This is a genomic window from Aegicerativicinus sediminis (assembly GCF_015476115.1).
GTDB classification, from domain to species: Bacteria; Bacteroidota; Bacteroidia; order Flavobacteriales; family Flavobacteriaceae; genus Aegicerativicinus; species Aegicerativicinus sediminis.
Genome location: NZ_CP064295.1, coordinates 419,184 through 435,057 on the forward strand (window position 1 = coordinate 419,184; position 15,874 = coordinate 435,057).

The 15,874-nt window shown below is 35.8% G+C and carries 11 protein-coding genes; 3 read left to right on the forward strand and 8 right to left on the reverse strand.

Annotated elements, in window-relative coordinates:
• Window positions 1–3: 3 nt before the first annotated feature.
• Window positions 4–1,284, forward strand: coding sequence for a replication-associated recombination protein A (locus ISU00_RS01925; protein WP_228852356.1), 1,281 nt, complete (start codon window positions 4–6; stop codon window positions 1,282–1,284).
• On the opposite strand, the gene ISU00_RS01930 is transcribed toward ISU00_RS01925, so the two are convergent.
• The 4 genes from ISU00_RS01930 to radC are packed head-to-tail and all read right to left on the reverse strand — an operon-like array spanning window position 1,285 to window position 4,870.
• Window positions 1,285–2,109, reverse strand: a complete 825-nt coding sequence (locus tag ISU00_RS01930; RefSeq protein ID WP_228852357.1) for a hypothetical protein — start codon at window positions 2,107–2,109, stop codon at window positions 1,285–1,287.
• 33 nt (window positions 2,110–2,142) lie between these two features.
• On the reverse strand, window positions 2,143–2,832 hold the full coding sequence (locus tag ISU00_RS01935; RefSeq protein WP_317174334.1) for a YjjG family noncanonical pyrimidine nucleotidase: 690 nt from the start codon (window positions 2,830–2,832) through the stop codon (window positions 2,143–2,145).
• Window positions 2,813–4,123 carry a polysaccharide deacetylase family protein gene (locus ISU00_RS01940; RefSeq protein ID WP_228852358.1) on the reverse strand — a complete coding sequence of 437 codons (1,311 nt, stop codon included), beginning with the start codon at window positions 4,121–4,123 and terminating at the stop codon, window positions 2,813–2,815. The genes ISU00_RS01935 and ISU00_RS01940 overlap by 20 nt, the downstream gene beginning before the upstream one ends.
• 48 nt (window positions 4,124–4,171) lie before the next feature.
• A complete protein-coding gene (radC, locus tag ISU00_RS01945) occupies window positions 4,172–4,870 on the reverse strand; it encodes a RadC family protein (RefSeq protein WP_228852359.1) in 699 nt (232 codons plus the stop codon).
• Window positions 4,871–4,966: 96 nt separating this feature from the next.
• On the opposite strand from radC, the gene ISU00_RS01950 reads away from it, so the two are divergent.
• Complete coding sequence (locus tag ISU00_RS01950) at window positions 4,967–5,410, forward strand: DUF1569 domain-containing protein (RefSeq protein ID WP_228852360.1); 444 nt, start codon at window positions 4,967–4,969, stop codon at window positions 5,408–5,410.
• A gap of 4 nt (window positions 5,411–5,414) precedes the next feature.
• On the opposite strand, the gene ISU00_RS01955 is transcribed toward ISU00_RS01950, so the two are convergent.
• Together ISU00_RS01955 and ISU00_RS01960 are read right to left on the reverse strand one after the other, a co-directional pair.
• On the reverse strand, window positions 5,415–6,770 hold the full coding sequence (locus ISU00_RS01955; RefSeq protein WP_228852361.1) for a UDP-N-acetylmuramate--L-alanine ligase: 1,356 nt from the start codon (window positions 6,768–6,770) through the stop codon (window positions 5,415–5,417).
• 46 nt (window positions 6,771–6,816) lie between these two features.
• Window positions 6,817–7,764: a tetratricopeptide repeat protein gene (locus ISU00_RS01960; RefSeq protein ID WP_228852362.1), complete on the reverse strand. Its 948-nt coding sequence runs from the start codon at window positions 7,762–7,764 to the stop codon at window positions 6,817–6,819.
• A gap of 124 nt (window positions 7,765–7,888) precedes the next feature.
• Between ISU00_RS01960 and ISU00_RS01965 the strand changes: the two genes are divergently transcribed.
• Entirely contained in the window at window positions 7,889–14,548 is a 6,660-nt protein-coding gene (locus ISU00_RS01965; RefSeq protein ID WP_228852363.1) for an alpha-2-macroglobulin family protein, read from the forward strand.
• Window positions 14,549–14,550: 2 nt separating this feature from the next.
• On the opposite strand, the gene ISU00_RS01970 is transcribed toward ISU00_RS01965, so the two are convergent.
• Window positions 14,551–15,270: an SDR family oxidoreductase gene (locus tag ISU00_RS01970; RefSeq protein WP_228852364.1), complete on the reverse strand. Its 720-nt coding sequence runs from the start codon at window positions 15,268–15,270 to the stop codon at window positions 14,551–14,553.
• Window positions 15,271–15,282: 12 nt separating this feature from the next.
• Window positions 15,283–15,804, reverse strand: a complete 522-nt coding sequence (locus ISU00_RS01975; RefSeq protein ID WP_228852365.1) for a DUF4136 domain-containing protein — start codon at window positions 15,802–15,804, stop codon at window positions 15,283–15,285.
• Window positions 15,805–15,874: the final 70 nt, after the last annotated feature.

A 15,874-nucleotide genomic window follows, 5' to 3' on the forward strand; every position in this document is an offset into this window, starting at 1 on the left:
CCGATGAATGAGCCACTTGCAGAACGACTTCGACCCAAAACCTTAGAAGATTATTTAAGCCAACCACATTTAATTGGGGATAACGGAGTAATCAAGCAACAGATAAAACAAGGGGCAATAGCCTCTATGATTTTATGGGGGCCTCCAGGAACGGGAAAAACAACCTTGGCTAATTTAATTGCACATGCTTCAGGTCGTCCGTTTTACACCTTAAGTGCTATTAATTCAGGGGTAAAAGATGTACGGGAGGTAATAGAAAAAGCTAAAAATAGTGGTGGTTTATTTACAACCAAGAATCCCATTTTATTTATAGACGAAATTCATCGGTTTAGTAAATCCCAACAAGACAGTTTATTGCAAGCAGTGGAAAAAGGTTGGGTAACTTTAATTGGAGCCACTACAGAAAACCCAAGTTTTGAAGTTATCCCTGCCCTTCTCTCTCGTTGCCAAGTTTACATTTTAAACCCTTTTTCCAAGGAAAATTTAGAAACTCTTTTAAAAAGAGCAATTTCAAGAGATGACCTACTTTCTAAGAGATCAATAGACATTAAGGAAACTGAGGCTCTAATAAGACTTAGTGGTGGTGATGCTCGAAAATTGCTTAATATTTTTGAGTTGATTATCAATACATTTCCACCTGCAGAAAAAATTGAAATCACTAATGAGATTGTGCTTCAAAAAATTCAACAGAACGTAGCTCGATATGACAAAACAGGAGAACAACATTATGATATTATTTCCGCCTTTATAAAATCAATACGAGGAAGTGATCCCAATGCTGCTGTTTATTGGTTAGCTCGAATGATTGAAGGTGGCGAAGATGTAAAATTTATTGCAAGAAGAATGTTAATCCTTGCCAGCGAAGATATTGGAAATGCCAATCCAACTGCATTGGTTATGGCCAACAATACTTTTCAAGCGGTTTCAATTATAGGCTATCCAGAAGCAAGGATTATATTGAGTCAATGTGCCGTCTATTTAGCCACTTCTCCGAAGAGTAATGCCTCTTACGAAGCTATCGGAAAAGCTATGCAATTAGTTAGGGAAACAGGTGATTTATCAGTTCCCCTTCATTTACGAAATGCCCCAACAAAATTGATGAAAGATTTGGGATATGGTGAAAATTATAAGTATGCCCATAGTTATGACCAGAATTTCATCGACCAGGAATTCCTTCCTGACGAAATTTCAAATACAACCATTTATACACCTGGAACTAATCAACGGGAAAATGCCCAACGTGAATTTTTAAAAAAACGTTGGAAGGATAAGTACAAATACTAGTTAAAACTTAATGAAAAGGACTTCGTTTTTTACCGAGGTATCGGACGAGCTCATAATCCATTGCTCACCATCTTTGTAGACCAGAGCATTTTTATCTTTCACCAAATAAACGTTTTTAAGTCCGGTATTCAATAAAACCATAACTTTCTTTGGCTCAGTATCAATTAATTGATATCCATTATCCAATGGTTGAGCGTATAACCAATCAATATCTTCGGTTTTTGGAGTTGGCACTGGCTCTTTAATCTGTTGTATCTGCGGCTTTTCCTCGACCTGTATCAACTCTCTTTTTTGAGAGGTCTGTACTTCAACTTGAGGGGTTGTTGGTGTTTCAGTCTTTACTTGAACTGGGACCTCAGCAACAACAATCTTTTTTGTTTCTGTTGTAGAAGGTTGATATGAATAACCTATTTCTTCTATGCTAGTAAAGGCATCCCTTAAGGCTAATTGAAACGCCTTTTCATATTCTTTTTCCCTACTTTCACCCATTTCTGAAGTAAAAACAACCTTTCCAAAACAATCCTTTAACTGCACCTGCAATTTTGTTTTAAACAAGCCACTATCCTTTACGATACTAGCATACATGGCATTGCACGAACCATTGGGGTTTAAATCTGCAGGTGGATCCGATTCCATATGTGCATCAAACCCATTTTTATTGAACAGAAACTCCATCAATGCATTCATATTGTATTTGTTTGCCTCATCAAAAATTCCAAAAGTTTCAGGAACAATGACATACTTGTAACTATTGATTGAGTTTTGGGAAAAACTTAGTAGGGAAAACTGGATTAAACATATTCCCAAAAGAACTGATTTCTTCATCATCTTATTTTTGACTTCATTTAGTCTTTAAATTTACAGATATTGTTTTATTTCTAACAATTTACTGACCGTTTTGATATTCATTAATTCTCCATTTGAGGAAGGGTTGAAATAAATAACATCATAACCAACCTCCATAGCGCCTCGTATATCTGCCTCAAGATTATCACCAATCATCAAACTTTCTTCAACATTTGCATTGGCTAAGCTCAAGGCATGTTTAAAAATCAACGGGTTAGGTTTTTTCACTCCGGCCATTTCAGAATTGGTAATGGTTTTAAAATAATGATCTATTGATGAATTTTTCAGTTTTCTAAACTGGGCTTCCTCAAAACCATTTGTAATAATATGAAGGTGATATTTAGGTTGTAAATAATCGAGTAAATCCAGTGTTCCCTCAAAAAGATGATTAAAGGACGTAAGGTGTTCAATATAATCTATGGATAACCGATGTATCAATTCATCTTCTATTGAAAACCGAAGTGAATCAAAACTGTCCTTAAGGCGGCCATATCTCAACCCAGGTTTATCAATCCTTTCTTCTCTATACATCTTCCAATAATTCAAATTTATGGGTTCATAAATCTCTATGAATTCAGAATGATTTATATCAATCCTATTCAATCTGAATATATGTTCAAATGCCAATGAGGAATTTTTATCAAAATCCCATAAAGTATGATCTAAATCAAAAAATACATGTTTAATTTTCCGATTCATCATCCACCGATTTTAAAACTTGATTAAACAAAGACCTAAAGCCTTTCCATCTTGGCTCATTACTAAAAGAATAATTATGAAAAATTGGTATAAATGTTCCATCCACCGCCTTGATGTTATCCATTAATCTCTGCAACACTTGTTTTTTATCTAATAGTGAAAGATGTTTTAACAAGGCAAAATCTATTAAGTTATACGGATGAATTTGCAAAGGGGTCGGCATTTCATAATCGAGGTCATAAAAAGGGAAAGGCGTACATGTACCAGCCCTGAAACCTATTTCGTTCAAATATCCCATGGTGTAATCTTGCCTTATTTCCATGGCTAAAAGGTTTCTATAAGTTTCAGGAAGATTTACTTTAGAATGGGAATTTCTCGAGGCCTCCACATTGAAATTGGTTATCGCTTCTAATTTTTTCTTTTCCTTTTTAAGTAATTCCAAATCGTCTATGGCAAAATAAGAGAGTTTTAACCCCACCTTGCAATAGTCAGCAACGGACTTTATTGCACTAATGAACTGCTTCTTATTTACACTTATATTTTTGTCATATGTTGAATAATCGCCAACCAAAAAGAATACAAGAAACTTAACTTTAGAATGTCTTTGTTTAGTAATAATCCATTTAAACGTATCGTAGGGATCTCTTACAAAACCCATAATCGACAAATAGCGTTGATAAAAGTTTTTTAATTTAAGTCTAACCAAATCAGATATTGATCCTCCGATAATCCTTAAAAATCCCTTTTGCTTAAAATAGAAAGCCATGGGAACATCGATGATTGGTTGAATCTGATATTGGCGAACAGGAAAATCATATTCTGGATAAAATGCCTTAAGCACATCCTTAAAACGATAAGCCCAAATATCTACAACTGGTTCCTGCATAAAACCATGCTTAAAACCTAAACTTTCCTTTGCAGGATAGCGTCCATAGTCATCCTTAACGTGAGGCAAATACTCTTCATATCTACAAAGCATATAAAAAGAAGCTGCAAAAATGTCAAAAGGCAAATCACTCTTATCACTGGTTTGAAAAAAGCATTTTGTTCCACCCCAGGATTGTACTACGATTTCAACATCTTCGAGTCCTTGTTCAAATAATAGGTCATGACTGCGGATATATAACTCTTGTCCTAAGGCTTGCTTGCTATAGGACATTTTCATACCATTATAAGATATAAAATCATCCTCCGAGGTAGTATAGTCGACAGGTATGCCTAAAATTTTAGTACAAACCTGTTTAAAAATATAACGTAAACGAGGAGTAATATTATGGGTATAAACTAACAACATTTTGGCAATAAGTCTCTAAGAGGACTAAATCTATCCAATTAATTTTAATTATAGGATGCTTTCATCTGCAAAACTAAAATATGCGTGCTGAGTAATTATAAGATGATCTAAAATTTTTATATCCAAACTTTCAGAAGCCACTTGTAACTTTTTTGTTAAATCGCGATCTGCATTACTTGGTTTTAAAGTACCCGATGGATGATTGTGAGCCAAAATTAGACCGGTGGCAGATAGCTGCAGTGCCGTCTTCATTACTAATCTTACATCCACAAGAGTCCCTGTTAAACCGCCTTTGCTTAACTGTTCAGTATTTAAAACTTTATTGGAATTATTTAAATAAATAATCCAAAATTCCTCATGTGCCAACTCACCGATTATAGGTTGCATTAGTTCAAATACAGATTGGCTAGAGGTTATTTTTTTACGCTCCAGCGCATCCTCAACACGCCTTCTCCTTCCTATTTCTAGAGCGGCTATAATAGCAATAGCCTTTGCCTCCCCAATACCCTTAAATTTTATTAAATCTTGCACCGAAAGTTTGCCTAGTTCATTTAAGTTGCTATTTACTGTAGAAAGAATCCGTTGGCAAAGCATCACTGCGCTCTCTTTAGAACTGCCCGAGCCTATCAGTATAGCCAAAAGTTCGGCGTCACTTAATGCTCCTTTACCACGCTTTAACAGCTTCTCTCTTGGTCTGTCATCTAAAGACCATTGTGAAATAGGAAAAGGTTTTTGATCGTCAGGCATTTCATAAATCTACAATAAATTTTTAGTTTTATTTAGCACGAAAAAGACAGTTAATTGTTCATTTATTAGCTAATTTCACATCTTTCTAGAGGAATAATGAAGAATATTTTTGATCAAGACACTTTTAAAGAACTAACTGACAGGATAAATAGTCTTTCTGAGGAAGCCATACCCTTATGGGGGCAAATGGAAGTGGCTCAAATGCTACATCACTGTCAGGCGCCGCTAAACATACTTTTGGACCGAAATAATTATAATCTAAAGGGAAATTGGATCGCTAGGACATTCTTTAAAAAAAGTATGTATAGCGATAAGCCCTGGTCTAAAAACCTGCCTACAGTTCCTGCATTTAAGGTTACCCAACCTAAAGATTTTGAAAAGGAAAAAGAACAATTGCTTATTCTATTAGAAGATTCGCACAACAAGAAGTACGCAAAAGCTATTAAACCACATCCCGTATTTGGAGAGTTCACCAAAGAGGAATGGGGTAAAATGCAGTATAAGCATTTAGACCACCATCTAAGACAATTTGGGGTTTAAGCTTTTACAAAATTAATTTTTTTACCTCCTCGAAATTTAATCCCCCATAGGTACCAGAACTCATTAGAAGCAATGCTTTATTTTTGAAATCCTCATTGAATAAAAACTCTTGAAATTCAGTAGGGTCTGTATAAATTATTAAGTCCTCCCTTTCAAAAGCATCTGCTATTTGTTCTTTTGATATTTTCTCAAGCTTTTTAATCTCTAAAGCATGTGGGGAATAGAATACTACCGCTTTATCAGCAGAATCCAGGGCTCCTTTGTATTGTTTTAAAAATTGCGAGTTCAGGCTACTATAGGTATGTAATTCCAAACAAGCCAGTAAGCTAAAATCCCTAAATTGATTCTTAACTGCTTGAGTAGTTGCTTTAACCTTACTTGGCGCATGGGCAAAATCTTTATAGGCTACCGAATAGTTGCCTTTAGCCAATAACTCTAAACGTTTACTTGCTCCCTTAAAACTTGAGATGGCCTCATAAAAATCCACCTCATCCACACCCATATGTTGGCAAATCCATTTCGCTCCTTCTAAATTATTAAGATTGTGGCTACCGAAAACTTCAACGGGTATACTTCCTTCAGAGGTTTCAAGAAGGGTATTTCCATTCTCAACAACAAAAGGTGGGGTGCGATAAGGAATTTTTCTAATCTGGTTTTGCGATGTTTCAACAACCTCGACTAGAGTTGCATCTTCCTCATTATAAGTTATACTCCCCCCTGCTTCAATGCTATCCACAAAAATTTTAAACTGCTGGACGTAATTTTCAAAGGTTGGGAATACGTTAATATGATCCCATGCAATTCCACTAAGTAAAGCAATATGCGGATGATATAAATGGAATTTAGGCCTTCTATCTATAGGGGAACTCAAGTATTCGTCACCCTCCAAGACAATAAAATCATTATCCTCAGTTAGTTTCACCATAACATCGAAACCTTCCAGTTGAGCACCTACCATATAATCTACCTCTATACCATGATAATTCATTACATGTAAAATCATAGATGTAATTGTGGTTTTTCCATGACTCCCCCCAATCACAACACGGGTTTTAAATTTAGATTGCTCATATAAAAATTCTGGATAGGAATATATGGGAAGCTGTAATTCTTGCGCCTTTAATAACTCAGGGTTATCTACTTTAGCGTGCATCCCAAGAACAATTGCATCTAAATTGTTATTTATTTTTTCAGGAAACCAACCGAATTGTTTTGGTAAAAGATCGTATTTCTCAAGCCTAGATTTAGAGGGTTCATAAACTTCATCATCACTTCCAGAAATAATATCTCCTTTAAGATGCAGCGCAATTGCAAGATTATGCATCGCACTGCCCCCGATAGCAATAAAATGGATTCTCATATTAAAAAGTTAACCGCACCAAAGATAACAAATGGAGGGACTATGCTTAAAGCTTTTGAATTAAAGCTTTTTCCTTTTGAAAGGACTGCTCTTCAGGATGTATTTGTATGGCAACAGAGATATGCCCCATCGCATCAGTTTTCTGTCCCATGCCCCTATACACCTGTGCTAACAGATAATGAGCCCACCCAATTGAATACTGGTTTTTGTCTGAAAAATTATCGATATAGGTTTTTAAAGAATCTAAACCAACAAGAAGGGATATCTTATTTTTGGCACTGATTTCTCCTGCTTTAAATAAATAGTCATTCGTTTGAAATTTTTTTGCAGCATCTAGATAGACATTTATTGCATCTCCATACCTTTTTTCATGGTCATAAAATTCGGCCAACTTTTCAAAACAGGTTTTAGAACCTCCTATTTTTTTTGCTTTTTTGTAAAAAGTTTCTGCTAGCTTTTCATTACCATCTTTCTCATAAATAAAACCTTTGGCCAGATATCCGTCAACTTTTGAAATTTCTTCTAGTTCATTAGCATACCTTACAGCAGTATCCATGCTACCACCAAATATTCCTGGTAACTCCATGTAAAATTCAACCAAAGCCCAACGCACATCAATGTGATTGGGATCTAATTCTGCAGCGGTACGGAATTCCGTTTTAATATCATCAATTAAACCAATTGCCTTCAATTTATTTTCCAAAGCCATCATTCCAAGAACACCCCCATATTTGTAGTGGTAGTTTGCATTTTTCGGATTTTTCTCAGACAATAACTTATACTGTTTTTTGGCGTCTTCCCATTGTTTAAGTTTTCCGTATGCATCTCCTAAAAGCTCAATCGCTTCAGAATTTTTAGGATACGTTTTTATGTAATCCTCTAAAATTGAAATTGACTTATCAAAATTCTTCACCTCATACTCTTTACGGGCCTGTTGAACCGGAGATTGAGCGATTAAATAAAATGGAAATAATAAAATAATTAGAGCTTTCACGAGCAAATTTTCATTTGGCAAAAATAAACAAAGAGTTGGTATTGTTTTTGTTCTGTTGTTTTGAGTTAAATGGTTATAAGTATTTTGGTTAATTTCATATTCACTGTCTCAAACATTTCAAAACATGCTTAAGTACTTTTTTATTGTATTCCTGTTCATTTCCTTCAATTTCTATGCCCAAGATTTTAATTATCAAAATGAGTGGGATAAAGTGTATGAAAATGAATTAAAATCTCTCCCCAAGTCTGCATTAGAGATTGTGAATAACATTTATGCCAAAGCAAAAAAGGACGGAAATAAGATACAACTCAGCAAAACACTCATATACCAGTCAAAATTTACTTTAACCTTAGAGGAGAATGCACAATTATCTATAATAGATCGATTTAGAAAAGAAATAAGTACCACGAAAAGTCCAGAAAAAAACCTTTTGGAAAGCATGCTGGCGGAAATTTTTTGGCAATACTACCAAACTAACCGTTGGAAAATATTAGAAAGGACTAAAACTGAAGAAAAGGTAGATGCTGTTGATTTTCGAACTTGGGATGCCCAAACAATTTTTCAAGAAATCCATAAGCATTATATAGCATCCCTTAAAAATAAAGAATTATTGCAGCGGACTGGCCTAACCCAATACAATCAGCTTCTCGACTTCAAATTACATTCAAAAAAATACAGGCCTACACTTTATGATTTTTTGGCCCACCGAGCCCTAGATTACTACAAGGATGAAGAATACACCGTAACGCGCCCTAATTATGCCTTTAAATTAAACAGCCCCGAATTTTTGGGTGATAACAGTTCCTTTTTGGAATATAAGATAACATCCTTAGATACGCTTTCCGAACATTTGAATGCCTTAAGAATATTCAAGGATGTTAGCAAGTTTCATTTGAATAATCCAGATGTTGCCCCATTAATAGATATTACCCTAAAACGACTAAAATTTGTTTACCAAAACACAAATTTGGAGAATAAGGACAGCTTATATGAAAAAAGCCTAAAAAATTTAAAAGAGACCTTTGTCGAATATGAATCTTCAACTGAAATAGATTATGCCTTGGCACAATTATACGTGCAACAGGCCAATCGGTTTGAAAGTGAAATGGACGATAATTTTAGATTAAAAAAAACTGAAGCAGTGGCCATTTGCAAAGAAGCTATTGCGCAATTCCCTAAATCATTTGGAGCCATTCAATGCACGGCATTAATGCTGCAAATTACTAAACCAGAACTTGAGCTTCAACTAGAAAAATTTCTTCCAACTTCAACCCCTTCAAGGATTTTAGTAAACTTTAAAGGTATAGATTCCCTCCATTTCAAGGTTTTTAAGATAAGACCAAAGGAGCTTGAAGACTTTAAAAAAATTTACAAGGATTCCATAAGAATTGCATTTATCAACTCATTAGAGGAAATTAAAAACTGGTTTTCCTCCATTCCGGATCCTAATGATTACAACCGTCATAGTACCGAAATTAAACTACCCGCGCTTAAACAAGGCTTGTATTTGGTAGTTGCGACTCTAAAGAATGAAATTAATAAAGATGAAACTTTTGCTTTCCAAAACTTTCAGGTAACAGATTTTGCACTAATATCAGATAACCATGGAGCGGAAAACAGTTTCCAGCTGGTTGACAGAGTTACGGGCAAACCGATTGTAGGTGCTGCAGTTACAATAAATAACACACAAACAGACAAATACAACAGGCCCATTAATAAATCAACTGTTACCGATGAAAAAGGTTACTTCTCATTCATGACCTACGATTATCATCGGAATGTTTCAATTTCTATACGAAAAAATAGTTCGGAAGGCAGATTTGGAGATTATTATTTCTATGAAAGATCCTCCAATAACCGCACAAGTGATGACGAAATCGTACAGATAAAACCATTTATTTTTACGGATAGAAGTATCTATCGACCTGGACAAACTGTATATTTTAAAGCAATTGTACTTCAAACAAAAGGGGAAGAAACTAAACCATTCACTAACGAATTTGTAGAAATAATGCTCGAGGACCCCAACGGTCAAGAAATAAAAACAATGGAGTTGAAATTAAATGATTATGGATCGGTTGCTGGCCAATTTATATTGCCAAGTTCAGGTTTAAATGGAGAATACACAATTAGTGTAGATGAAAGCTATGAACACGATAGCAAATTTTATGATGAAGCGGATTTCGATTTCGAATTTACCGCTTATCATACCATCTCAGTTGAGGAATATAAACGCCCAAAATTTGAAGTTGAATTTAAACCGATTACTGAAACGTTTAGGTTAGGTGACAGTATTCAGGTTTCAGGAAATGCCTTAGCTTTTGCAGGAAGCAATATTGGCAATGCAAAAGTGGCTTACAGAGTTGTAAGAACGTCTCAGCTACCAATTTGGCGACGATGGAATAGCAAACCAAGGTTTACAAGTGAGGAAATGGAGATTGCCAATGGTGAAACAACAACCGAAAGAGATGGCAGTTTTAAAATCGTTTTCAAAGCCATACCCGATGAGAACATACCAGAAAGGGATCAACCCACCTTTAGTTATAAAATTTACGCGGATGTAACAGATATCAATGGGGAAACACGTTCTTCCGAAACGGCCGTTAAAGTCGGTTATCACGCACTTAGCTTATCTGCTGAAATACTTGAGGTTATCGATAGGCAGCAAAAAAGATTTGAGATTGGAATTTCTGCCAAAAATTTAAATGGCCAACCAATTGAAACATCTGGAACCATAAAAATTTACAAACTTCAAAGCCCAAAGAATCCCTTTAGGACAAGACCGTGGGCCGCACCAGAAATTCCAGGATTTACCGAAAAGGAATTTAGAGAACTTTTTCCTTACGATGCTTTCAAGGATGAAGAATCCGACAATTCAAAATGGCCAAAGGGCGCTCTTATAAAAGAATTGAATTTCAACACCGCTAATTCTTCCAAAATAACAATTGAAGGTATAAAACAATGGATTATTGGAGGATACTTGTTGGAATTAGAGACTACTGATAATTTTGGCCAAAAAGTTAAAAATGAACAAAGATTCAAACTAATTGACAACAAATCACATGAAGTTGCTGATTCAGAATTAATTTCTGTAAATCTGGACAAGACCATGTATAAGATAGGTGATGAGGTATTAGTAACCGTAAGCTCTGCATCAGAAGAAATCCACATAACTTTTCATGTTGAAAAAGAAAACAAAATTGTCCAAACTAGAATTATAGCACTTAATAATGAATCAAAAACGTTTAAAGTTCCAATTTCAAAAACAGATTATGAGGGGTTCGCGATTCAGTACCATTTTGTTAGCCATAATGGTTTTGCTAATGGGGTAAAGATTGTAAATGTTATAAATGTTGAATCAAAATTTGACATTGAAACCCTAACCTTTAGGGATAAAATTCAACCAGGTTCAAAAGAAACTTGGGGTTTTAAAATTTCAGGTGAAAAAAATGAAAAAATTGCTGCAGAAGTATTGGCCTCTATGTACGATGCTTCCTTAGATGATTTTAGAATGCACCAATGGCAATTTAATCCCATAACCACATCATCGTATTATTCTTGGGCAAGAAGTAATGCCAATAACAGCTTTGAAATAGACAATTTTATAATTGTAAATCGACCTTATGGCAATAACCAAATTCAACAGAAACATTACGACGAATTAAATTGGTTCGGGTTTAATATTAATAACAATAAATGGGTTAATAACCGCTATTTAAATGAACTAAAAAATCAACCAAAAAATGATCGTACCAGTTATGACAAAATTATTTATGGAGTAATTAAGGATGAATCTGGTCTTCCTTTGCCAGGTGCTAATATTCTTGTAAAAGGAACCACCTATGGCACACAGACAGATTTTGATGGACAGTTCTCAATAAAAGTTAAAAATGGGGAACAACTAGTTATAACCTATATAGGATATGTCTCTGAAGAATATTCAGTTGGGACCCAAAAAGAATTGGAAATCTTTTTAGAGGAAGATTCCAGTGCTTTAGAGGAAGTGGTAGTTATGGGTTACGGAATACAAACGAGAACCGCCGCGGCTAATATGGTGCTCAATGAAAGTGTTGAAGCAGACGAAGAGGTTGCAAAGGTGTTAAATGGTAATGTAGCGGGCGTTGAAATTGCTGCGGACTCTATGGTACCGGGCAGTGCCCCAAATGTTATGATAAGAGGTGCAGTATCATTGGCCAATTCGGAAAATGTCCTTTATGTGGTAGATGGAGTTATTGTGCCTAGTTTCGATATTTCAGGGCTAGATGTTTCCTCATTAAATGTTTTGAAGGGAAATGCTGCAACATCAATTTATGGTGCGGCCGCCGCTAACGGTGCTATAATTATTACCACCAAATCCGGTCAAGCTAAAATTGATGCGGACATGGCCAAAATTAGAGTGCGTGAAAATTTTAATGAAACTGCATTTTTCTATCCACAATTAAAAACGGACAAAGAAGGTACAGTTTCATTTGAATTTACCATGCCTGAAGCGCTTACAAGATGGAAACTTCAACTATTGGCCCATACGGAAGATTTAAAAACAGCAACCAAAACTCTCTCTACGATAACTCAAAAAGATTTAATGGTACTACCTAATGTCCCAAGGTTTTTACGCGAAGGAGACAGTTTAGTTTTAGCTACGAAAATTTCCAATTTGTCAAACAATTCTTTGCAGGGAACTGCACAACTTACCCTTGAAGATGGATTAACAGGTAAAACCATTGATAATTTATTGGGTAATCTTACAAAGAATCAAACCTTTGTTATCGATGCAAAAGGAAACACAAGTATTCAATGGAAATTGAGCATCCCAGAAAATCTCCAAGCAATTACCTATAGAATATCGGCAAAAGCTGGTGATTTTACAGATGGCGAACAAAATTTTTTGCCCGTCTTAACCAATAGAACCCTGGTTACCGAAACATTACCGATGTGGGTTAAGGGAAATGAAACCAAAACATTTGAGTTAGAAAAACTGAAAAACAACACTTCCACAACACTAACTAATTATAGTTTAACCTTGGAGGTTACTTCAAATCCTGTTTGGTACGCGGTTCAATCCTTACCGTATTTAATGGAATATCCATTTGAATGTTCTGAGCAGATTTTTTCAAGGTTTTATGCAAATAGTTTAGGTCAATCTATTGCCAATTCAAACCCAAAAATTAAGGAGGTTTTCGATCAATGGGGCAATTCTGAAGCTTTGGTATCTAACCTTGAGAAAAATCCTGAACTTAAATCTATTGTTATTCAAGAAACTCCTTGGCTTCGCGAAGCACAATCTGAAAGCGAACAAAAGAAACGCATTGCATTGCTTTTCGATTTGAATAAAATGGGTAATGAATTAAATGCGACGATCGACAAACTAGGTCAGATGCAACTGTCCAATGGGAGTTTCCCTTGGTTCAAAGGCTCGCAATATCCTAACCGTTATATAACACAGCATGTGGCAACAGGTTTCGGACATCTCAAACAACTGCAAGTGGAATTACCAGATAAGGCCATAACGATTACAGAAAAGGCCATTTCCTCTTTAGATAAAGACATCACCACCGATTATAATCGTTTGAAAGAACAAGCCCGGGAAATTAAGGGACGAGCAAAAACCAAAGCACAAGGTCTAAAAGCGGAAAAAGAATTTTGGGAAGCGAACCATACAAATGTTCTGCAAATTCAATATCTATACATGCGAAGCTTTTTCAAAGAAAAAGATTTAGCAGAATCCTCAAAAACTGCTATGGATTATTATACTAAACAATCCGCAAAGTATTGGCAGACTTACAACTTGTACACCAAAGGCCTAATTGCGCTCATTCAAAACAGAATTGGAGATAAAGCGATTGCTAAAGAAATTTATAAATCGCTGGGCGAAAACAGTATTACTTCGGATGAGTTAGGTATGTATTGGAAGGAAAATAAATCTGGTTGGTTGTGGCACGAAGCCCCTGTTGAAACCCAAGCTTTAATGATTGAAGTGTTTTCTGAAATTGGCGATGACCCCAAAGTGGTAGATGAATTAAGAGTTTGGTTATTGAAAAACAAGCAAACGAATCATTGGAACACTACAAAAGCTACCACAGAAGCCATATATTCACTTTTGTTAAAAGGTTCAGATTGGACTTCGAATACAGAGTTAGCTGAAGTTAGTTTTGGCAGCAAAAAGATAAATCCGTTCGATAATGAAAATACAAAAATCGAAGCTGGTACTGGTTATTATAAATTAATCTATAGAGGAACCGAAATTAGACCCGAAATGGCAGATGTATCCTTATCGAAAACCACTGAAGGCATTGCCTGGGGGGCTTTATATTGGCAGTATTTTGAAAACCTCGACAAAATAACATCGGCAGAAACACCGCTGAGTTTAAAGAAAAATCTCTTTAAAAAGATTAACACAGACCGAGGCGAAAGTCTTGTTGAAATAGATTCTACAAATAATTTAGAAGTGGGCGATCTCATCCGAGTAAGGATTGGGTTAAGATCTGATAGAGATATGGAATTTCTACATATGAAAGATTTGCGGGCCTCTGGCTTAGAGCCTGTAGATGTGCTATCCGAATATAAATGGCAAGATGGCTTGGGCTATTACCAAACCACCAAGGATGCATCAACGAATTTCTTTTATGATCGTCTCCCAAAAGGAGTGTATGTGTTTGAATATGATCTAAGGGTAGCACATGCAGGTAATTTTTCCAATGGAATAACTACCATAGAATGTATGTACGCCCCAGAGTTTAAAAGTCACAGTGAAGGCGTGAGAATATCTGTTAAAGAAACAGAATAAACCTATTTTGAAGGTGGAACGGTTGGCCTAACCTCAATTTTGCTTGGCAAGGTGCGAGGATGCATTTTTAAAAGGTCGACCACTAATTCGCCTATGTCTTCAATTTGAATTTTCCAAGCATCAGATTCATCTGGTTCATTACCATTGAAATGTGTTGCTACTGAACCTGGCATTATAGTACTCACCTTTATTTCATGTTTTCTTAAATCGAGCATAGCAGCCTGGGTAAATCCTGTTACCCCAAATTTACTTGCATTATAGGCAGATCCTCCAGCAAAGAAATTGGTCCCTGCAAGACTAGAAATAGTAATGTAATAACCCTTCGATTTCTTTAATGCCTCGACACTTGCTTTAAGTGTATAAAATACTCCAGTTAAGTTGGTATCAATAACTTGATTCCATTGGTCTAAGGAAATCTCTTCGACACTTCCAAAGTGACCTAAACCCGCATTCGCAATAACGAAATCGATGCTACCAAAAGCCTCCAACAATCGCTTTACCGCAGCTTCTTGACTTTCAAAATTTCGTACATCAGCTTTAAGACCGATAGCACGAGCCCCATATCCAGCATCATTAAGCTTTTTAGCTGCCTTATCACAATCAACCTGATTTCTTCCTGTGATTCCCACATTAATCCCCTGCGCCATTAAAGACTCGGCAACACCAAATCCTATTCCTTTTGTACCACCTGTTATCAAAGCGGTTTTTCCTTCTAATTTCATAATATTTTATATTTATTGTTGTGGCGGATACATAGAAAAAGCCTTCTCCACAATAGTTTTAAATTGAGAATCCTTTCTGTCTGGAGTTGAATTAGGATTGTATCCGCTTTCTGTTATTGCTTCCCAAACTAATCCTTTTCCACCGTCATCAATTATCTGAAAAATAATTTGTCTTTGCACCTCAGACCGGCCAATTGGCATACCTATGGTAATACCACCTCCTACATTTCCACCTCCTCCGCCGACACCAACACCTACATTACTATTGTTGATTTGAGCAGTTTCCTGGCTATGAAAATCAATCATTACATCGGGAGTTTCAGATTTGGTTAAACCAATTTGGGGTAAATAATCATCTAGTTGGGCAACCAGACGACGTTCATCTAATTCGCTTAATCCCGATTGTAAATCTGAATAATAATTGTACGTTTTGAACTGTGAAAAATCAGTTCCTCTTTCGTAATCATGTGACACGCGTACTGTGGCACAGGACGAGAAAACAAGAACGATAAGTAGGTAAAATAGGTTTTTCATAATAAGTAGATTTAATACTAAGTTACGAAAAACCACTTATAGCGATGTCGCAATTAACGTATTGAGTTAA

Bases quoted from the DNA above. Each gene is read 5' to 3' on its own strand.
- ISU00_RS01950 (WP_228852360.1), top strand. From the start codon at position 4,967: ATGAAGAATATTTTTGATCAAGACACTTTTAAAGAACTAACTGACAGG.
- ISU00_RS01955 (WP_228852361.1), bottom strand. From the start codon at position 6,770: ATGAGAATCCATTTTATTGCTATCGGGGGCAGTGCGATGCATAATCTT.
- ISU00_RS01970 (WP_228852364.1), bottom strand. From the start codon at position 15,270: ATGAAATTAGAAGGAAAAACCGCTTTGATAACAGGTGGTACAAAAGGA.
- ISU00_RS01925 (WP_228852356.1), top strand. From the start codon at position 4: ATGAATGAGCCACTTGCAGAACGACTTCGACCCAAAACCTTAGAAGAT.
- ISU00_RS01965 (WP_228852363.1), top strand. From the start codon at position 7,889: ATGCTTAAGTACTTTTTTATTGTATTCCTGTTCATTTCCTTCAATTTC.
- ISU00_RS01935 (WP_317174334.1), bottom strand. From the start codon at position 2,832: ATGATGAATCGGAAAATTAAACATGTATTTTTTGATTTAGATCATACT.
- ISU00_RS01975 (WP_228852365.1), bottom strand. From the start codon at position 15,804: ATGAAAAACCTATTTTACCTACTTATCGTTCTTGTTTTCTCGTCCTGT.
- ISU00_RS01940 (WP_228852358.1), bottom strand. From the start codon at position 4,123: ATGTTGTTAGTTTATACCCATAATATTACTCCTCGTTTACGTTATATT.
- ISU00_RS01930 (WP_228852357.1), bottom strand. From the start codon at position 2,109: ATGAAGAAATCAGTTCTTTTGGGAATATGTTTAATCCAGTTTTCCCTA.
- radC (WP_228852359.1), bottom strand. From the start codon at position 4,870: ATGCCTGACGATCAAAAACCTTTTCCTATTTCACAATGGTCTTTAGAT.